The 18,521-nt window shown below is 74.5% G+C and carries 15 protein-coding genes; 9 read left to right on the top strand and 6 right to left on the bottom strand.

Features of this window, described 5'->3' with window-relative positions; all coding sequences use genetic code 11:
- The first annotated feature begins 285 nt into the window (after positions 1-285).
- A complete protein-coding gene (locus tag BLU95_RS09130) occupies positions 286-1,878 on the top strand; it encodes a PucR family transcriptional regulator (protein ID WP_093859555.1) in 1,593 nt (530 codons plus the stop codon).
- 70 nt (positions 1,879-1,948) lie between these two features.
- Here BLU95_RS09130 and BLU95_RS09125 read toward each other — a convergent pair whose 3' ends face one another.
- Entirely contained in the window at positions 1,949-3,115 is a 1,167-nt protein-coding gene (locus BLU95_RS09125; RefSeq protein ID WP_093859554.1) for an alpha/beta hydrolase, read from the bottom strand.
- Positions 3,116-3,429: 314 nt separating this feature from the next.
- On the opposite strand from BLU95_RS09125, the gene BLU95_RS09120 reads away from it, so the two are divergent.
- From BLU95_RS09120 to BLU95_RS09090, 7 genes are all read left to right on the top strand, one after another.
- Positions 3,430-4,458: a substrate-binding domain-containing protein gene (locus BLU95_RS09120; RefSeq protein ID WP_093864744.1), complete on the top strand. Its 1,029-nt coding sequence runs from the start codon at positions 3,430-3,432 to the stop codon at positions 4,456-4,458.
- The gene (locus BLU95_RS09115; RefSeq protein WP_093859553.1) at positions 4,455-5,492 is read left to right on the top strand and encodes an ABC transporter permease; all 1,038 of its coding nucleotides are present in this window, start codon (positions 4,455-4,457) and stop codon (positions 5,490-5,492) included. Before BLU95_RS09120 ends, BLU95_RS09115 begins: the two co-directional genes overlap by 4 nt.
- A complete protein-coding gene (locus BLU95_RS09110) occupies positions 5,489-6,376 on the top strand; it encodes an ATP-binding cassette domain-containing protein (protein ID WP_093859552.1) in 888 nt (295 codons plus the stop codon). Before BLU95_RS09115 ends, BLU95_RS09110 begins: the two co-directional genes overlap by 4 nt.
- A complete protein-coding gene (locus tag BLU95_RS09105; protein WP_093859551.1) occupies positions 6,373-7,479 on the top strand; it encodes an ROK family glucokinase in 1,107 nt (368 codons plus the stop codon). The genes BLU95_RS09110 and BLU95_RS09105 overlap by 4 nt, the downstream gene beginning before the upstream one ends.
- Before the next feature lie 344 nt (positions 7,480-7,823).
- A complete protein-coding gene (ggt, locus tag BLU95_RS09100) occupies positions 7,824-9,617 on the top strand; it encodes a gamma-glutamyltransferase (protein WP_093859550.1) in 1,794 nt (597 codons plus the stop codon).
- Between the two features lie 124 nt (positions 9,618-9,741).
- Complete coding sequence (locus BLU95_RS09095; protein ID WP_093859549.1) at positions 9,742-10,545, top strand: exodeoxyribonuclease III; 804 nt, start codon at positions 9,742-9,744, stop codon at positions 10,543-10,545.
- 177 nt (positions 10,546-10,722) lie between these two features.
- The gene (locus BLU95_RS09090; protein WP_093859548.1) at positions 10,723-11,337 is read left to right on the top strand and encodes a hypothetical protein; all 615 of its coding nucleotides are present in this window, start codon (positions 10,723-10,725) and stop codon (positions 11,335-11,337) included.
- 459 nt (positions 11,338-11,796) lie between these two features.
- Here the strand turns inward: BLU95_RS09090 and BLU95_RS09085 are convergent, their stop codons facing one another.
- Positions 11,797-12,561 (bottom strand): lysoplasmalogenase, encoded by a 765-nt coding sequence (locus BLU95_RS09085; protein ID WP_093859547.1) that lies wholly within the window; start codon positions 12,559-12,561, stop codon positions 11,797-11,799.
- A gap of 316 nt (positions 12,562-12,877) precedes the next feature.
- Here BLU95_RS09085 and BLU95_RS09080 point away from each other — a divergent pair, with 316 nt between their 5' ends.
- The gene (locus BLU95_RS09080; RefSeq protein ID WP_093859546.1) at positions 12,878-14,719 is read left to right on the top strand and encodes a DUF2398 family protein; all 1,842 of its coding nucleotides are present in this window, start codon (positions 12,878-12,880) and stop codon (positions 14,717-14,719) included.
- A gap of 341 nt (positions 14,720-15,060) precedes the next feature.
- On the opposite strand, the gene BLU95_RS09075 is transcribed toward BLU95_RS09080, so the two are convergent.
- The 4 genes from BLU95_RS09075 to BLU95_RS09060 all read right to left on the bottom strand — a co-directional run bounded on the left by BLU95_RS09075 (position 15,061) and on the right by BLU95_RS09060 (position 18,483).
- Positions 15,061-15,246: a hypothetical protein gene (locus BLU95_RS09075; protein WP_093859545.1), complete on the bottom strand. Its 186-nt coding sequence runs from the start codon at positions 15,244-15,246 to the stop codon at positions 15,061-15,063.
- Positions 15,247-15,396: 150 nt separating this feature from the next.
- Entirely contained in the window at positions 15,397-17,040 is a 1,644-nt protein-coding gene (locus BLU95_RS09070; RefSeq protein ID WP_093859544.1) for a BCCT family transporter, read from the bottom strand.
- Between the two features lie 177 nt (positions 17,041-17,217).
- Complete coding sequence (locus BLU95_RS09065; RefSeq protein ID WP_093859543.1) at positions 17,218-17,607, bottom strand: MerR family transcriptional regulator; 390 nt, start codon at positions 17,605-17,607, stop codon at positions 17,218-17,220.
- Between the two features lie 54 nt (positions 17,608-17,661).
- Positions 17,662-18,483: an alpha/beta fold hydrolase gene (locus BLU95_RS09060; protein ID WP_093859542.1), complete on the bottom strand. Its 822-nt coding sequence runs from the start codon at positions 18,481-18,483 to the stop codon at positions 17,662-17,664.
- Between the last annotated feature and the right edge of the window lie 38 nt (positions 18,484-18,521).

The raw sequence follows: 18,521 nt of genomic DNA, 5'->3' as shown, positions 1-18,521 counted from the left end.
AACCGCTGTGACGGGGGCCACTGGCAGTCACCGATGGCATGAAGCCCCGGCTGTGGTCCCGCCCGGCATCCTGTACGTTCCTCTAAGAAGCACGATCTCGCAGCCCAGCCGTCGGCCGGGCCACACCTACGACCGTAATCCGGCCGTGATTCCCGAGCTACGGCCTCGTGATCCGGGCACCCGTTGGGACGTAACGCCGAGCACGGATGTTCGGGCACACTGTCACCCCGGACCGAGCCCTCGGACCGCCCCCACCCCCGCCACCTGCCCGTTAGGAGCCTCCGGATGCGTGTCCGTGACCTGCTCGCCCCCGGCGCCCCGCGCCTGCGTCTGCTCGCGGCCGAGGAGGAGCTGGACCGGCAGGTCAGCGGGGTCATGACGACCGACCTGCACGACCCGGGGCGCTATCTGCACGGCGGCGAGCTGGTCCTCACCGGCATGCTCTGGCGCACCGCCCCGGCCGACTCGGAGCGCTTCGTGCGCACCATCGTGGCCGGCGGCGCGGTCGCCCTGGCGGCCGGCGAGGCCGAGGTCGGCCCCGTGCCCGAGGACCTCGTCGAGGCCTGCCGCCGGCACCGGATGCCACTGCTGGCCGTCCCCGACGACATCGCCTTCGGCACCGTCACCGAGTTCGTCGGCCGCCAGGTCTCCGCCGACCGGGCCGCCGACCTGGCGGCCCTGGTCGACCGGCACCGGCTGCTGGTCTCGGCGGCCGGCGGCGGCGGTCTGGACGCCGTCCTCGACCTGCTCGGCGGCGACCTCGACCTCGACTGCTGGGTGCTCACCCCCACCGGCGCGGTGATCGCCGGCCCCGTCGACCGGCTCCCGGCCGCCGACCGGGACCAGCTGATCCGCGCCCACCTCGCCGCCCAGCGCCAGCGCCGCCGCCCCCCGCACCGGGCCCGCCTCGCGGCCGGCGCTTACTCGCTGCTGCCCGCACCGGCCGCGCCCGAGGCCGAGGCGCCGCTCGCCGACTGGGTGCTCGCGGTCGCGGGCGACGTCACCGAGTGGACCGCGAAGCGCCAGCAGCTCGCCGAGAACCTGGCCCGGCTGGTCGCCGCCGAACGCCAGCGCCGGGACGAGGGCCGCCGGCTGCGCCGCCGCCTCGCCGACGAGGTGCTCACCCTGCTCCAGCGCGACGCGGACCCGGCCGAGATCAGCCGCACCCTGTATGCGTCCTCGGCGATGGCCGCCCGCTACGAGAGCCGCGAGCCGAAGCCGCAGGCACCGGAGGGCTCCTGGCTGGTGCTCAGTGCCGAGGGCACCGGTCTGCCCGAGGGCGCGGTGCGGGCGGTCCTGGAGGAGGCGCTCGGCGGCACCACCGACCGGGCGCTGGTGGCCGGGGCCGGGGCCGGCGCGGTGGTGGTGCTCCCCGCGCTGGACAGCCCGGTGCCCGCCGACACCCTGCGCGAGCTGCTCGCCCCGCTGGAGGCCGGGCTCGGTTCGGAGGGGCGGATCACCCTCGGGGTCTCGGCCCCCGCCAAGGAGGCGGTCGGCCTGCGCGGCGCGCTGGAGGAGGCCCGGCACGCCCGCCGGATCGCCGCGGCCAGGGTCGGCCGGGTCTGCGTGGCCGGGCCGGAGGAGCTGGCCTCGCACGTGCTGCTGCTCGCCGCCGTGCCGGACGAGGTGCGCCGGGCCTTCCGCAGCCGGCTGCTGGACACCGTGATCGCCTACGACATCGAGCACCAGGCGGACCTGGTCCGCACGCTGGAGGCGTTCCTCCGTTCGGACGGTTCGTGGACCAGGTGCGCCGCGCAGCTGCACGTCCACGTCAACACCCTGCGGTACCGGATCGGCCGCATCGAGGAGTTGACCGGACGCGACCTGTCCCGGCTGGAGGACCGGGTGGACTTCTACCTGGCCCTCGAACTCGCCTGACGGTCCCCCCGGACGGCGGCGGCCCCGGAGCATCGCGCTCCGGGGCCGTCGCCGTACCGCGGGCAGTCCGTCAGTGGGCCGGGATGATGCCGGTCAGCCACTCGAACACGCCCGGCACCATGTCCTTCCACACGTCGCTGGTGTGCGGCCCGGTGGTCTCGACCACCTGGACGGTGGTCGGCGCCTTGGCGGCCCCGGCGACGGCCTGGCCGTCCTCGAAGCCGTCGCCCTTGTTGCCGGAGATGTACAGCGAGACCTTCGGCGGCTGCGGCGCGGCCTTCACGATGCTCACCGGGTTGTTGGCGTCGCGCAGCTTCGCGTCCTTGCCGACCAGCGAGTCCGGCTCCTTCGCCGGGTCGTTGTAGCCGGAGAGGCTGACGCCGGCCCGGTAGCGGTTGGGGTGGGCCAGCGAGAGCTTGGTGGCGCAGTGGGCGCCGGCCGAGTAGCCCGCGATCGCCCAGCGGTCGGCGGAGGGGTCGGCCCGGAAGTTGTCCAGGACCATCTGCGGCACGTCCCGGGTGAGCCAGGTGTCCGCGTTCACCTTGCCCGGCACGTCGGTGCAGCCGGCGTCGGTGCGGTTGCCCAGCAGCAGGGTGCGCGGCGAGACCAGGATGAACGGGGCCACCTTGCCCTGCTGCATCAGCGGCTTGAGCTGCTCGGAGACCTTGAGCGTGCCGTACCAGGTGGAGGAGGAGCCGGGGAAGCCGGGGATCAGCTCGACCACCGGGAATTTCTTGTCCTTGTACGCGGGGTCGTTGTACTGCGGCGGCAGCCAGACCAGCACCTCGCCGTCGACGCCGGACAGCTGGCCCTTGAGGTCGGTCTTCTGGACGTCGTTCGGCACCTTCGGGTCGTCGACGCCGCGGAAGGCCTGCTGGACCTTGTTGGCCGGCGGGTGCGCCGCGTCGCCCGCCGGGGCGGGCGCGCCCGGGGTCGGGGAGCCGCTCTGACCGGCCCCCGCGGCCGGGTCGGCGGGCGGCACGACCGGCACCGCGCGCACGTGCTTGCCGGTCCCGAGCAGGTCGTCCCAGCTGCCGTAGATCAGGTTGGCGTTGTTGACCATCACGAAGACCATGACCACCGCGGTGGCCTGACAGAAGACGATCATGGCGAGCCTGGACAGGACGCGCACGGGCTCGGGTCCCTTGACCCGGGCCCAGGCCCACATCGCCACGGCGATGGAGATCGGCACGAGAACGACCGTGCAGACGAAGAACGGCGTACCTGTCAGTTGCATGAATGTTTCTCGTATCCGGGTTCGAAGCCGCCCGGGCCCCACTCGCCCGGAACGCCACCTCAATGGCATCAGACGGCCCGTAACGGGGGATCGGTTGCCGTCCGAATCTGTGCGGAACCTGAGAGGAACATCACGTTTCCGTGAAGCTCCCTTTTCGGGTCCGCCCCAGTCTGCCACCCTGGCAGGCTCTGCCCGGACCCCGCGTCCAGCGGACTCCCAGGAATCCCCCCGCAGGGCACGATACCGTCCGGACGGATCGGCCCGCCGGGCGAGGCGGTGCGAACGCCCGTCCGCCGGGAGGCGAGACTATGGGGATGAGCACAACCCGCACGATTCCCGTCCGCCGGCTCCGGCCCGTCGCCGCGACGCTGGCCGTCCTGGCCCTGACGGTCGCCGTCGCCGGCTGCAGCAGCACCGGAGGCAGACGCGCCGAGGAGGCCCGCGCCAAGGCCGCCGCCGGTGCCGGCACCGCCGTCACCACCCCGCGCTGGAAGGTCGCCATGGTGACCCACGCCGGGGCCGGCGACGCCTTCTGGGACACCGTGCGCAAGGGCGCCGAGCAGGCCGCCGCCAAGGACAACATCACCTTCCTGTACTCCAACGACGCGCAGACCCAGAACCAGGTCCAGCTCGTCCAGGCCGCCATCGACCAGAAGGTCGACGGCCTGCTGGTCACCCTCGCCAAGGGCGAGGCGATGGCCGACGTGCTCGGCAAGGCCAAGGCCGCCGGCATCCCGGTCATCACGATCAACTCCGGTCAGGAGTTCTCGGCCCGGTTCGGCGCCCTCACCCACATCGGCCAGGACGAGAGCACCGCCGGCCAGGCCGCCGGGACCGAGCTGGCCGCCCGCGGCCGCAAGAACGTCCTCTGCGTCATCCACGAGCAGGGCAACGTCGGCCAGGAACAGCGCTGCGGCGGCGCCCGGGGCACCGCCGGCGGCGCCTTCCAGGTGCTGTACGTCGACGGCGTCAACATGCCCGACGCCCGCGCGGCGGTCTCCGCCAAGCTCCAGGCCGACCCGGCGATCGACACCGTGCTCACCCTCTCCGGCCCGATGGCCGCCACCGGACTCCAGGCGATCCAGGACGCCCACCGCCAGGTCGAGCTGGACACCTTCGACCTGGGCACCCAGGTCGTCTCCGGCCTCAAGGCGGGCACCGTCGGCTTCGCGGTCGACCAGCAGCCCTACCTCCAGGGCTACGAGGGCGTCGACCTGCTCTGGCTCTACCGCTCCAACCTGGACATGCTCGGCGGCGGCAAGCCGGTCGCCACCGGCCCGCAGATCCTCACCAAGGACGACGCGGACGCCCTCGCCGAGTACGTGGCGAGGGGGACCAGGTGAGTTCCTCGGACGTCCTCGTCCAGGGCCGCGAGCGCCCGGCCGCGCTGCGCCGCCTGGCCGGCCGGCCCGAGCTCGGCGCACTGATCGCCGCCGTCGCGGTCTTCCTGGTCTTCGCCGCCGTCGCCGAGCCCTTCCTGCGGGTCTCCTCGCTCGGCACCGTGCTGTACGCGGCCTCCACCATCGGGATCATGGCCGTACCGGTCTCGCTGCTGATGATCGGCGGCGAGTTCGACCTGTCCGCCGGCGTCCTGGTCACCACCGCCGCGCTGACCTCGTCGATGGTCTCCTACCAGCTCACCGCGGTGACCTGGGTGGGCGTGCTGGTGTCGCTGGCCGTCACGCTGACGGTCGGCCTGTTCAACGGGTGGATGCTCTCCCGCACCAAGCTGCCGAGCTTCATCGTCACCCTCGGCACCTTCCTGATGCTGACCGGCGCCAACCTCGGCGTCACCAAGCTGGTCTCGGGCACCGTCTCCACCAAGCCGATCTCCGACATGGAGGGCTTCGCCTCCTGCCGCTGGCTGTTCGCCTCCGAGGTGACCGTCGGCGGGCTGACGATCAAGGCCACCGTCTGGTGGTGGCTCGGCCTGCTGCTGGCCGGCAGCTGGGTGCTGCTGCGCACCCGCTTCGGCAACTGGGTCTTCGCGGTCGGCGGCGACGCGGCCGCGGCCCGGGCGGTCGGCGTCCCGGTCGCCCGGACGAAGACGGTGCTCTACCTGTTCGTCGGCTTCGGCGCCTGGGTGCTCGGCCAGCACCTGCTGTTCTCCTTCGACACCGTGCAGTCCGGCGAGGGCGTCGGCAACGAACTCATCTACATCGTCGCGGCCGTCATCGGCGGCTGTCTGATCACCGGCGGCTACGGCTCGGTGGTCGGCTCCGCGCTGGGCGCGCTGATCTTCGGCATGGCCAGCAAGGGCATCATCTACGCCCAGTGGAACCCCGACTGGTTCAAGTTCTTCCTGGGCGCGATGCTGCTGCTGGCCGCCCTGCTGAACACCTGGGTCAAGCGCCGCGCCGAACGGGGACCCCGATGACCGAGCTGCTCTCCCTCACCGGGGTCGGGAAGACCTACGGCACCGTGCGGGCCCTGGAGGACGTCTCGCTGACCCTGCGGTCCGGCGAGATCAGCTGTGTGCTCGGCGACAACGGCGCCGGCAAGTCCACCCTGATCAAGATCATCGCTGGGCTGCACCGGCACGACGAGGGCACCTTCACGGTGGCCGGCGAGGAGGTCCGCCTCGACTCCCCGCGCCAGGCCCTGGACCGGGGCATCGCCACCGTCTACCAGGACCTCGCCGTCGTCCCGCTGATGCCCGTCTGGCGCAACTTCTTCCTCGGCTCCGAACAGGGGTACAAGCGCTGGGGCGGCCTGCGGATCGACGCCGACGGCATGCGCGCCACCACCCGCCGGGCGCTCGCGGACATGGGCATCGACCTGCCCGACGTGGACCGCCCGATCGGCACCCTGTCCGGCGGCCAGCGCCAGTGCGTGGCCATCGCCCGCGCCGTGCACTTCGGCGCCAAGGTGCTCGTCCTGGACGAGCCGACCGCCGCGCTCGGCGTCAAGCAGTCCGGGGTGGTGCTCAAGTACGTCACCGCCGCCCGGGACGCCGGACTCGGCGTCGTCCTGATCACCCACAACCCGCACCACGCCTACCTGGTCGGCGACCACTTCACCCTGCTGAAGCGCGGTCGCACGGCGGGCAGCCACGCGCGGGCGGAGATCGGCCTGGAACAGCTCACCCTCGAAATGGCGGGCGGCTCCGACCTGGCCGAGCTGTCGCACGAGCTGGGCCGGCCCACGAACGGTCCGGCGGGTCCGGCCGGACCCGCCGGCTCCACCGATCCCACCGATTCCACCGATTCCACTGGTTCCACCGGTCCCGTCGACCCCGCAGAGGAGCGTCCCCAGCCGTGACCAGCCCCCACGGCGGCAACCGACCGCCGGTCCTGCCCACCCTGCTCGGCCTCGGGCCGCGCGCCGAGCGCCGCCGCCGGGCCCTTCCGGCCGGCCTGCTCCGGCTGCCGACCATCGGCGTGGACATCGGCGGCACCAAGGTGGTCGCGGGTGTGGTCGACGGCGAGGGCAAGGTGCTGGAGAAGCTGCGCACCGACACGCCCGACAAGTCCAAGAGCGCCAAGGTGGTCGAGGACGTCATCGTCGAGCTGGTGCTGGAACTCGCCGACCGGCACGACGTCCACGCGGTCGGCATCGGCGCGGCCGGCTGGGTCGACGCCGAACGCTCCACCGTGCTCTTCGCCCCGCACCTCAACTGGCGCGGCGAACCGCTCCGGGAGGCGCTCAGCTCCCGGCTGCGCTTCCCGGTCGTGGTCGAGAACGACGCCAACGCCGCCGCCTGGGCCGAGTGGCGTTTCGGCGCCGGCCGGGGCGAGGAGCACATGGTGATGCTCACCCTGGGCACCGGCATCGGCGGCGCCGTCGTCCGCGACGGCTACGTGGACCGGGGTAAGTACGGGCTGGCGGGCGAGTTCGGGCACATGCAGGTGGTGCCCGGCGGCCACCGCTGCCCGTGCGGCAACCGGGGCTGCTGGGAGCAGTACTCCTCCGGCAACGCACTGGTGCGGGACGCCCGCGAACTGGTCGCCGAGGAGTCCCCGGTGGTCCAGGCGCTGCTGGCCCGCGCCGGCGGCACCGTCGAGGGCATCACCGGCCCCCTGGTCACCGAGGCCGCCCGGGCCGGCGACCCGACCGCCACCGAACTGCTCTACGACGTGGGCACCTGGCTGGGCGTCGGCATCGCCAACCTGGCGGCCGCCCTCGACCCGGGCCGCTTCGTCATCGGCGGCGGCGTCTCCGAGGCCGGCGACCTCCTCCTCGCCCCCGCCCGCGACACCTTCCGCCGCACCCTCACCGGCCGTGGCTTCCGCCCCGAGTCGACCATCGTGCACGCCGCCCTCGGCAACGAGGCCGGCCTGGTCGGCGCCGCCGACCTCGCCCGCCAGGTCGCCCGCCGCTTCCGCACCATCAAGCGCCGCCGGGTGGAACGCGCGGTGCCGTAGCGGGTCGTACCGCGGAACGCCTCCGGGGCAGGAAGTCGGCCGGACCGACTTCCTGCCCCGGAGGCGTTCCGGGACGGTGTGTCAGCCGGCCGACTTCCAGCGGTTGCGGCCGTCCGTGCCGGGGCCGCAGACCATCGGCGTGCCTGCGGCGGTCATGCTTCTTCATCTCTTCGTCTCTTCATCTCTCCGATCTGTTCGAACCCGAAAGGTGATCACCGCCCGGGCGGGAGGTCGGGTGGCCCGGCGCCCCGTGTCAACTACCCGTTGGTAGCACCGTGGCCCTGTTGTCGGGGTCATGGCTGTTGTGAAACAACGGAGTTGACGTCCATTCAGGAGGAGTCCGCATGAGAGCTCTGGTCCGGATCGCACCGCCGTTACTGCTCGCCACCGCCCTGGTCTGCACGGTCGCCGCCGGGCCGGCCGGGGCCGCGGCGCCGCCCGCGAAGGTGCCCGAGGCGGTCGGCCGGGGCGGTGCGGTCGCCAGTGTGGACGCCGATGCCACGGCGGCCGGGATCGAGGTGCTGCGCAAGGGCGGCAACGCCGTGGACGCGGCGGTCGCGGTGGCCGCGGCGCTCGGTGTCACCGAGCCGTACTCGGCCGGCATCGGCGGCGGCGGGTACTTCGTCTACTACGACCACGCCACCGGCCGGGTCCACACCATCGACGGCCGGGAGACCGCCTCCCGGACCGCCGACACCTCGCTGTTCCTGGAGAACGGCCAGCCGCTGCCCTTCGCCGACGCCGTCACCAGCGGCCTGTCGGTCGGCGTGCCCGGCTCCCCGGCCACCTGGGAGACCGCCGTCGGACTCTGGGGCCGCCGCAGCTTCGCCGAGGCGCTCGAACCCGCCCGGCGGATCGCCGAGCGCGGCTTCACCGTCGACCAGACCTTCCAGGACCAGACCGCGCTCAACCAGGCCCGGTTCAAGGACTTCCCCGACACCGCCAAGCTGTTCCTGCCCGGCGGAGCGCTCCCGGCGGTCGGCTCCACCTTCCGCAACCCCGACCTCGCCGCCACCTACCGGCAGCTCGGCCAGGAGGGCACCGAGGCCCTGTACCGGGGCGGGATCGCCGCCGACATCGTCCGCACCGTCCAGCACCCGCCGGTCGATCCGGCCTCCGGCCGGGTCGCCCGCCCCGGCAAGGTGGACGCCACCGACCTCGCCGACTACCGGGTCCGCCGCCAGCAGCCGACCCACGTCGCCTACCGGGACTACGACCTCTACTCGATCGCCCCGTCCAGTTCCGGCGGCACCACCGTCGGCGAGGCGCTCGGCATCCTGGAGGACGGCGAGCTCGCCGACTACGACGCCACGCAGTACTACCACCACTTCCTGGAGGCCTCGCGGCTCTCCTTCGCGGACCGCAACCGCTGGGTGGGCGACCCCGCGTTCAACGACGTCCCGGTCAAGGAGCTGCTCTCCGCCCGGTACGCCGCCTCCCGGGCCTGCCTGATCAGCCCCGACCGCGCTCTGACCAGCCCGATCGCGCCCGGCGACCCGCGCCACCCCGCCGCCTGCGCGACCGCCGGGCCCGCGCCGGCCGCCGAGCCCTACGAGGGGCTGAGCACCAGTCACCTCACCGTGGCCGACCGCTGGGGCAACGTCGTCTCCTACACGCTGACCCTGGAGCAGACCGGCGGCAGCGGCATCACCGTCCCCGGCCGCGGCTTCCTGCTCAACAACGAGCTGACCGACTTCAACTTCACCCCGCTGGTGCCGGGCGTGCCCGACCCCAACCTGCCCGGCCCGGGCAAGCGGCCGCGCTCCTCGCTCTCGCCGACCATCGTGCTGCGCGACGGCGAGCCCGTGCTGGCGGCCGGTTCGCCCGGCGGGGCGACGATCATCACCACCACCCTCCAGGTGCTGCTCGGCCGACTCGACCGGGGGCTGAGCCTGGAGCAGGCGATCGCCGCGCCGCGTGCCAGCCAGCGCAACACGGCCGCCACCCAGGCCGAGCCCGGCTTCCTCGCGCTGCCCGAACGGGCGCGGCTGGAGGCGCTCGGGCATGTGTTCGCCAGTACGCCGGAGATCGGTGCGGCGACCGGTGTCGAGCGGCTGCCGGACGGCCGCTGGGTCGCCGCCGCCGAACCGGTGCGCCGCGGCGGCGGCTCGGCGGCGGTGGTCCGGCCCGAGCCGTGAGGCGGACCGAGCCGTGAGGCCGGACCGGTTTGTCGGTGCCGTTCGGTAGATTCGGGGTGGGCGTCGTCCGGGCGACCGGGGCGCCCACCCCGTCCGTACCGAACCACCGGGAAGGCCGCCCGCCGTGACCGTCCGCATCGCCACCTGGAACATCAACTCCGTCACCGCGCGGCTGCCCAAGCTCCTCGAATGGCTGGAGAGCGCCAAGCCGGACGTGCTCTGCCTCCAGGAGCTGAAGTGCGCCGCCGACGCCTTCCCGTACGAGCCCGTCCGCGAGCTCGGCTACGAGACGGCCGCGCACGGCAACGGCCGGTGGAACGGCGTGGCGATCCTCTCCCGGATCGGTCTCGACGAGGTCGTGCGCGACCTGCCCGGGCAGCCCGGCTACCTCGCCGACGACGCCCTGCTGCCCGACGTCGAGCCGCGTGCGATCGCCGCCACCTGCGGCCCGGTCCGGGTCTGGTCCGTCTACGTGCCGAACGGGCGCGAGGTCGACCACGCCCACTACCGCTACAAGCTGGAGTGGCTGGAGGCGCTGCGGGTGGCCTCGCTGGACGACGCCGCCGGTGAGCGCCCGTTCGCCGTCCTCGGTGACTTCAACATCGCCCCGACCGACGAGGACGTCTTCGACCTGGCCGCCTTCGAGGGCCTGACCCACGTCACCCCCGCCGAGCGCGCCGCCCTCGCCGCCCTGGACGCGGCCGGCCTGCACGACGTGCTGCCCCGCCCGCTCAAGTACGACCGCCCCTACACCTACTGGGACTACCGCCAGCTGGCCTTCCCGAAGAACCGGGGCATGCGGATCGACCTCACCTACGCCAACAAGCCCTTCGTGGACGCCGTCACCGACAGCTATGTCGACCGCGAGGCGCGCAAGGGCAAGGGCACCTCGGACCACGCCCCGGTGGTCGTCGACCTCGACCTCTGATTCCGCTTCCTCCCGGCGGGCCGGTCACCGACGGTGGCCGGCTCTCGCTCGAACGGGCCAGAGCGGTGGCCGGGTGCGGAGGGTGTGCCTACCGTCGGTGAGTGACCGGGTGCAGTTGTTCGATCACGTGGACTTCGGAGTCCCCGGCTGTGCCCGAGAGAACCCGGAGGTTCCGGTATGCGCCCCACGCGTACGGCCGCCGCCGCCCTGATCGGCGCGACGGTGCTGACCGGCCTGACGGCCCCCCTCGCGCTGGCCAAGGACGGCGCGGCCTCGGTCAGCCCGTCCCAGGCCGCACCGGGCCAGACCGTGACGGTCACGGTCGCCTGCGAGAAGTCCGACAAGCCCAACGCCAAGACCATCACCGCCAACTCGCCGGCCTTCGAGGGCGGCCCGGCCACCCTCACGCTCGGCTCCGACGGCAAGCACACCGGCTCCGCCCGGCTGGCGAGCAAGAACAGCGGCGAGAACAAGATCGACGGCAGCTGCCCGGACGGCGGCGCCTTCACCACCAATGTCACGGTGACCACGGTCTCGGTGTCCACCGGCGGCTCCTCCGCGCCCTCGGGCCTGGGCGGCTGGAGCGAGGCGGCCGGCGAGTGGGCGGGCTCGCTCGGCCAGTCCGGTGCCGGCAGTCAGCAGGTCGCCCCGCACGGTGCGGTGAAGACCGGTCTGGGCGGTTCGGTGGCTGCCGACCCCGCGGAACTCGCGGGCGGCGCGCTGCTGGTGGTGGGCGGGATCGGCGGCTTCTGGCTGCTGCGTCGGCGGTCGGCCGGCGCCGGGTCCGCCTGACGGGACGTTTCTGCTGGTGCGGGCCGTTCGGTACTGCCTCCGGCGTGCGGCCTGCTGGTGCGGCCGGTGGCGTGCGGGCCGCACCTGGGCGGGTGGCGGGTGTTCGTGGACTTTGCAAAGTGCACTTTGCAAAGTCCACGTCCCGCTTTGCGGTGCTGGGGTGCCGTCGGACGCAGCGTCCGACGGCACCTTCGTGCGTGCGGTCGGCCCTGGTTTCGTGAGGTGGAACGTTTCTCCTGGGGCGGCCTGCCCGGGTGTCCGTCGACTTTGCAAAGTGCACTTTGCAAAGTCGACGGACACTTTGCAAAGCCGAGTGCCGTCGGACGGGGCGTCCGACGGCACCCGGGCGCGTTCGGGCGGTGAGCGGCGTGCCCGGTGTTCGTCAGGGCGTGGCGGCCGCGAATTCGGTGGACACGGACACGGACACGGGCGCGGCCATGGCCCCGGCCCGGGTAGCGGTCACGCCCAGGCCGGGGCCGCGCCCGCGCCGGCGGCGGTCGGTGCCCCGGCCGCCGCCGGACCGTCGGCCCCCGCCTCCCGCTCCTCGGCGGCCCGCAGCGCACCGCTCGCCAGCAGGTACTGCGCCAGGAGGTACGTGGCCATGATCCAGAAATCGTGCCCCGGCAGCTCCCGCCACTTCGCCAGCTTGGTGGCGATCAGCGTGTCCGAGAGCAGGAACAGCGCCCCGCCGAGGCCGCCCCGCGCCCCGAGCCCGGCCGAGGCGACCGCCGTCGAGGCGAGCAGCAGGCTGTAGCCGGCCACCGGCGCCCGCAGGTCCCCGAGATCGGGCCAGAGCCGGCCCACCATCGTCACCCAGGCCGTCGCGTACGCCGCCGCGACCACCATCGTCCGCCGCCGGTCGGTCAGCGCGCTCTGGCCGACGAACATCGTCACGTAACAGACGTGCGCCGCCGCGAACGATCCCATTCCGGCCAGGAACGCGGTGTCGTCGCCGAGCTGGAGCAGCACGTCCCCGCCCGCGCTCAGCAGCAGCGCCGGCGCGAGCAGCTTCGGCGCGCGCCGGCCCGCCTCGGTGGCCCGGGTGACGCTGTGCGCGGCGAGCAGCGGCATCAGCGCGGGCTTGGTGGCGTGCCGCAGCGCGGGCGTCCCGGTGAGCAGCGCCCCCAGGTGGGCCGCGGAGGTGGCGGCGTAGCCGGTGAGCAGGCCGCCGGCGGAGCGCAGCCGGCCGCCGAGAACGGCGCTGGTGGTCGTACGGATGCTCATGCGGCGGTGTCCTCCGGGCGGTGGGGGAGCGGACGGGGCGGGTGGAGCGGCGGACAGGGGAGCGGGCGCGCCCGTGCCGGTCGCCATCCTGCCGGGCGCCGCGGGCGACCGGCAGGGGGCGTGGATGAGATTGTTACCGGTGCGTAGGTCCGGCCGCGCAACCGGGGTGACGTGTCGCCCGTGGGACGCGGGTCCGGTGCCCGTCCGGACCCCGGTGGCCCTCCGGTCGCGGTCCGGCCGCCGTTCGGCCGGATGTCGTCGGGACCCGGGCGGCTGCCAGCATGGGCCGCCCCCACCGTCTAGTCTGGTCCCCGACATGGAGCAGCAGGAGTACGCGACCGGCGCCGCGCGGACGGCCGGTGGCAGGTCGGACGGGCGCACGGGCGGGGCGGGGCGGGGCACCACCACCGCCGTCGTCGTCGTACGCGGATCCGGCTCCCGGGTCGCCCCCGGCACCGGAGCTGACGCCCCGCAGGACGCCCCGCAGGACGCCGCGGCGGTCGGCGACCCCGGCTCCCCGTCCGCCGCCGGGCTCTCGCCCGACCCCGGGTTGCTGCGGCTCGCTCGTTGGTTCGCCGAGGCCGAGCCCGGTACCGCCGACGACCTCTGCGCCGCCTCCCTCGGCCTCTACCCGGCGCGCCACTTCGGCGCCCCGGCCGGACCGTCCGCCGTCGACCCGTTCGTCGCCGACCCGGCCGCCGCCGACCCGTTCGCCGCCGGGCCGCCGACCGCCGAGGTCAGCTGGTGGCACGGTCCCACCGCGCACATCCCCGCACCGCTGCGGGCCCGCGAACCGCGCCCGGCCGGTGGTCTGCGCCGTGCCCGCCGGGACGCCGCCGCGCTGCCCGTCGTCCTCTCAGGTGCCAAGCCGGGCACGCCCGGCCGTCACCGCAAGCCCGAACGCTCGCGGAGTACCGGTACCGTCCCGCAGGATCGTTCCGCCGCGACCACCGCCGCCGAACGCCGGATAGCCGCCCGGCTGCTCGTCGCCCACCCGCTGGTGACCGCCTCCGGGCCGCACGCCGACGGTTTCCCGCTGATCCGCCGTCACCGCGACTGGCTCGCCGAGCGCTTCGACACCCTGCTCGGCTACCGCCTGGTGGTCGGTCCCTGGCACGCCCGTCTGCACAAGGCGGGACTCGGTCCCGGTGCCACCCGTCGCCTCGAACACCCCGCCACCGGTGCCCCGTTCACCCCCGGCGGCTACGCGCAGCTCGCCCTCGCGCTGGCCCTGCTGGTCGACGCCCCCGAGCGACTCCCGCTGGACGGCCTGCTCGCCGCGATGGACGCCGTCCGCCCCGGGCCCGGCCCGGCCGCGCGGCCGGCGGACCGGGCCGAGCTCGCGATGGCGCTCGCCGTGCTCGCCGACTGGCAGGTGCTCACCGACCTCCCCGCCGCGGCCCTCGCCGACCCGGCCGCCGCCGGTCCCACGGTGCTGACGGTCGACCGGGAACTCGCCCGCGCCGTCCCGGTCGGCCCGCCCGCGCTCGCCGACGACGCCACCGACCTCATCCGCCGCGCCGCCGAGGCCGAGCCGGGCACCGCCGTCCGCCGCCGCCTGGCCGAGACCCCGGCCGTGCTCGCCGCCGACCTGCCCGAGGACCAGCGCGCCTGGCTGCGCGACCACGGCCGCACCGGCCCGGCGGCGCTCGCCGACTTCCTCGGCCTGGAGGCGGAGCAGCGGGCCGAGGGCGTCGCCCTGCTCGACCCGGCGGAGGAGCTCACCGACCTCGCCCTGCCCGGCGCCGACACGGCCGCCCAGGCGGCCCTGCTGCTGGTCGAGCGCCTGGTCGAGGAGGTCCGGCCGCTGCCGGGCGAGACCGCGGGCACCGACGTGCCGGTCCCCGACGCGCTGATAGACGGCGTGCTCGGCGACATCGCCGACGAGTACGGCCTGCCGGCCGGCTGGCGCCGCGACTACCTCGCCGACCGCACCGCGCTCCGCCGCGACGCGCTCGACCTGCTCCACCGGATGGGCCTGATCACCCCCGCCCCGCGCGGCACCCGCCCCCCGGGCTGGCTGCTCCGGGCCCCCGCGGCGCGCTACGCGCCGGCCCCCGACCTGCTCCCCGCCCCGGGCACCGGCCGCCACTCCCGGCCGGACCCCGGTCCCGTGATCCCCGCCCCCGCCGCGCCCCGGGCCGGTCAGCCGGTCTGATCCGCGTCGGCCCGGCGGCTGTTCGCGGGATGTCCTCGCCGGTTCGCCGGTCGTCGGCGGCGGCGGGCCTTCCCGACCTGACCCGGCCCGGTCCCCGATCCTGTCGCCGCGGTCGTCGGCCCTGCCCCGCCCTGCCCCGCGACGTCCCGCCCTGCCGCGCCCCGCGACGTCCTGCCCTGCCCCGTGACGCCCCGCCCCGGCCCGTCCGGCACCCCCGCTCGCCCCGGGCGTGGGAGCGGGCACGGGAAAGCCCGCGCCGCAGCGAGGCGGGCGGGCGGTGGTGGGCCGTGGTGCTGTTGTGCGGCGGCGCCGGTGCGCGCCGGTACCGGTGTGCGGTGGGGCTACTTCCGGACGGTCGCCGTGGCGGTGGCGACGGTGCCGTGCTGGACGGTCTCGACGGTGGCACCGACACCGAGGATGCCCAGGGCGACGGAAGCGAGGACGGCGGAGCTGGCCAGGACGCGTCGGTGGCGCTTGGGCATGGGGAAGCGCGGGTCCTGGGAGGTCGCCGGAAGGATGGCGTTCATGGCAGGGAGGTTTCCAGGGCGGTGTTAACGATCGCTACGTGCGGGTGAAGTCCGGGTGGGGGGTGGGCGTCGGCTTGGGCGGCCATGGCAACGCCGCAGGTCAAGCCCGTGCCCCGGGGTGGGCGGCGGCCCGCCCCGGGGAGGCGGGGTTCACCCGTTCGGGGGGCGCCGGTTCCCGTTGCGGGCGGCGGCCATGGCCTCGCCGACGGCGACCCGGACGGCGTCCCGCAGGCCGTGGGCGGGGTGGAAGCGGGACGGTCCGGCGGCGGGGTCGGTCCGCAGCTCCTTCACCAGCGCGACGCACAGCAGCAGCATCACCCCGACGAACGGCAGCGCGACCAGGATGGTGGCGTTCTGCAGCGCGGTGAGCCCGCCGGCCAGCAGCAGTGCGGCCGCGACCCCGCCCATCAGCACGCCCCACACCACCACCAGCCAGGTGCGCGGGTGGAGCGAACCGCGGCTGGAGAGCGAGCCGAGGACGAGCGAGGCGGAGTCGGCGCTGGTGATGAAGAAGGTCATCACCAGCAGGACCGCGATCACACTGGTCACCGTGCCGCCGGGGAGCGAGCGCAGCATTTCGAAGAGCGAGGCCTCGGCGCCCTGCGGGATGGTCTCGACGAGGTCGGCGGCGCCGGTGCTGTCGAGCCGGATCGCGGTGCCGCCCATGACGCAGAACCAGATCACGGTGGCCCCGCTGGGCACCAGCAGGACGCCGAGCAGGAACTCCCGGACGGTGCGGCCGCGCGAGATGCGGGCGATGAAGGTGCCGACGAAGGGCGCCCAGGACAGCCACCAGGCCCAGTAGAAGATGGTCCAGCTGCCGAGCCAGCTCTCGTCCGTGAAGGCACCGGTCTGGGTGGACATCGCGAGCAGGTCGGAGAGGTAGCCGCCGACGCTGGAGGGGATCGCGTCCAGGACGAACACGGTGGGGCCGACCACGAAGACGAAGAGCATGATCAGCGAGGCCAGCACCACATTGGCGGTGGAGAGCCACTTCACGCCCTTGTGCACGCCGGAGAAGGCGGAGAGGACGAAGGCGGCGCTCAGCGAGGCGATGATCACCAGCTGGGTGCGCTCGGTGTTGCTGACGTCGGAGACGTAGCCGAGGCCGTCGGCCACCTGGAGGGCGCCGAGGCCGAGGCTGGTGGCCGAGCCGAACACGGTGGCGAAGACGGCGAGCAGGTCGATCGCCCGGCCCGGCCAGCCGTCGGCGCCGCGCTCGCCGATCAGGGGGACGAACGCGGCGGAGATCCGGTTGCCCCGGCCCTTGCGGAAGGTGGTGTAGGCGAGCGCGAGGCCGCCGACCGCGTAGATCGCCCACGGGTGCAGGGTCCAGTGGAAGAGGGAGAACTCCAGGGCCTGCTGGGCGGCGGCCGCCGACTGCGGTTCGAGGCCGGAGCCGGGCTGCGGGGCGGCGAAGAGCTGGAGCGGCTCGCCGACGCCGTAGAACATCAGGCCGATGCCCATGCCCGCGCTGAACATCATGGCCACCCAGGCGAGGGTGGAGAACTCCGGCTCGTCGTCGTCCCGGCCGAGCCGGATCCGTCCGAAGCGGCTGAACGCGAGCAGCACGGTGAGGGCGAGGAAGACGTCGGCGGCGACGACGAAGAGCCAGCCGAAGTTGTGCAGGACCCAGCCGAGGGCGGTGCTGGAGGTCCGGCCGAGGGAGTCCTCGGCGAAGATGCCCCAGGCGACGACCCCGAGCACCGCGACCGCGCCGATCCCGAAGACCACCCGGTCGACGGGGAGGGTGGCGGCCGGTTCGTCCGGCGGCCCGGTGGGTTGACTGGTCATGGGGGTACCTCTCGCGGCTTACTGGCGGGCCGACGGCATGCGTCGGCGACATGATCTAAAAGGGATACATGTCGTACTATGTCCAGTTCCCGTCCGGAGAGTCGGGACGGCGCGCCGGGAGGCGGGGAGGTGAGGGGTCGTCAGTCGCGGCGGGCGGCGGCGGGGGCGTCGCCGGGTTCAGGCCGCGGCGGGGAGCGGGAGGGCCGGCGGCGGGGACGCGGGTCCGGCGGTGTCCAGGTAGCCGGCCAGCGCGTTCCGGCTGCGGGTCAGCTCGCCGATCCGCGCGTCCAGTTCGGCGAGCTCGCCGCGGAGGGTGGCGAGCAGGTCGGGGCAGGACTCCAGGGCGGGGACCGGCCCGCTGGCGCAGGGGAGGATCCCGGCGATCACCCGGGTGGGCAGGCCCGCCGCCAGCAGGCCCCGGATCTGCCGCACCCGGACGGTGTCGCCCTCGCCGTACTCGCGGTAGCCGCCGGCCGAGCGGGTGGGCCGCAGCAGGCCCTGCTCCTCGTAGTACCGCAGCAGGCGGGTGGACACCCCGGTCAGGCGGGCGAGTTCTCCGATGCGCATGACCGGGCGAACGCCGCCGTCCGGCCGGGTGTTCCCGTGCGGGCGGGGCGGCGGTCAGCCGGCGACCGGGCCGGCGGGCTGTTCGGCCAGGAACCCGAGCAGCAGCTCCCGCAGCTCGGGCAGCCGCTCGACCATCGGCAGGTGGCCGGCCGTCAGCTCGACAAGCCGGGCCCCGGGGATGCCCTCGGCCAGGGCGCGGTGCTGCTCCGGCGGCACCAGCCCGTCCTCGGTGGTGCTGACGACCAGGGTCGGGACGCCGACCCTGGCCAGCTCGGCGCGGACGTCGGCCCGGGCGGCCAGGTCGAACTGGGCGTGGAAGCCGGCCGGGAGCGGCGCGGCGGCCAGGGCGGTGCGCAGCCCGGCGAGCTGTCTGGCGGGCAGCGCGTCCACCCAGGTCCGACCGAACACCACGGTCAGCAGCTGGTTGGCCATCAGTTCGGGGTGCCCGGCGAGGGCGGACGCCTGGTCGGCGAGCAGCCGGAACCGCTGCGAGCCGCCGGCCACCCCGGCGAGCAGCAGCAGTGAGCGGACCCGCCCGGGGTGGCGGGTCACGGCCCGGACGGCCACGGCGGCGCCGAGCGAGTAGCCGGCCAGGTCGAACGCGTCCAGGCCCTCCGCGTCGGCGGCGGCCACCAGGCGGTCGGCCAGGTCGTCGAGGGAGAGCCCGCCCGGTTCGGCGGGGCTGTCGCCGGAGCCGGGGAAGTCGGGGGCGACGACCGTGCGGCGGGCGGCGAGGTCGTCGAGCAGCGGGCCCCAGTTGTCGTGTGCGCTGCCGCCCGCGCCGTGGGCTAGCAGCAGTCCGGGGCCGCTGCCCAGGACGGTCCGGGCGAGCGGTGCGGCGGGGGAGGCGGACGCGGTGGCGGGGCGGGTGGTCATGGCGGTGCTCCTGGGCGGGTCGTGCGGGACGGAGGGGG

The sequence above is a fragment of the Streptomyces sp. TLI_053 genome (assembly GCF_900105395.1).
Taxonomy (GTDB): Bacteria; Actinomycetota; Actinomycetes; order Streptomycetales; family Streptomycetaceae; genus Kitasatospora.
The sequence above is the reverse complement of the archived record's forward strand: the minus strand, read 5'-3'. Positions and strand labels throughout refer to the sequence as shown.

Coding starts and splice junctions, on each gene's coding strand:
- BLU95_RS09060 (WP_093859542.1), bottom strand. CDS start 18,483: ATGACCACCCGCCCCGCCACCGCGTCCGCCTCCCCCGCCGCACCGCTC.
- BLU95_RS09125 (WP_093859554.1), bottom strand. CDS start 3,115: ATGCAACTGACAGGTACGCCGTTCTTCGTCTGCACGGTCGTTCTCGTG.
- BLU95_RS09110 (WP_093859552.1), top strand. CDS start 5,489: ATGACCGAGCTGCTCTCCCTCACCGGGGTCGGGAAGACCTACGGCACC.
- BLU95_RS09075 (WP_093859545.1), bottom strand. CDS start 15,246: ATGAACGCCATCCTTCCGGCGACCTCCCAGGACCCGCGCTTCCCCATG.
- BLU95_RS09070 (WP_093859544.1), bottom strand. CDS start 17,040: ATGACCAGTCAACCCACCGGGCCGCCGGACGAACCGGCCGCCACCCTC.
- BLU95_RS09130 (WP_093859555.1), top strand. CDS start 286: ATGCGTGTCCGTGACCTGCTCGCCCCCGGCGCCCCGCGCCTGCGTCTG.
- ggt (WP_093859550.1), top strand. CDS start 7,824: ATGAGAGCTCTGGTCCGGATCGCACCGCCGTTACTGCTCGCCACCGCC.
- BLU95_RS09120 (WP_093864744.1), top strand. CDS start 3,430: ATGAGCACAACCCGCACGATTCCCGTCCGCCGGCTCCGGCCCGTCGCC.
- BLU95_RS09080 (WP_093859546.1), top strand. CDS start 12,878: ATGGAGCAGCAGGAGTACGCGACCGGCGCCGCGCGGACGGCCGGTGGC.
- BLU95_RS09065 (WP_093859543.1), bottom strand. CDS start 17,607: ATGCGCATCGGAGAACTCGCCCGCCTGACCGGGGTGTCCACCCGCCTG.
- BLU95_RS09085 (WP_093859547.1), bottom strand. CDS start 12,561: ATGAGCATCCGTACGACCACCAGCGCCGTTCTCGGCGGCCGGCTGCGC.
- BLU95_RS09090 (WP_093859548.1), top strand. CDS start 10,723: ATGCGCCCCACGCGTACGGCCGCCGCCGCCCTGATCGGCGCGACGGTG.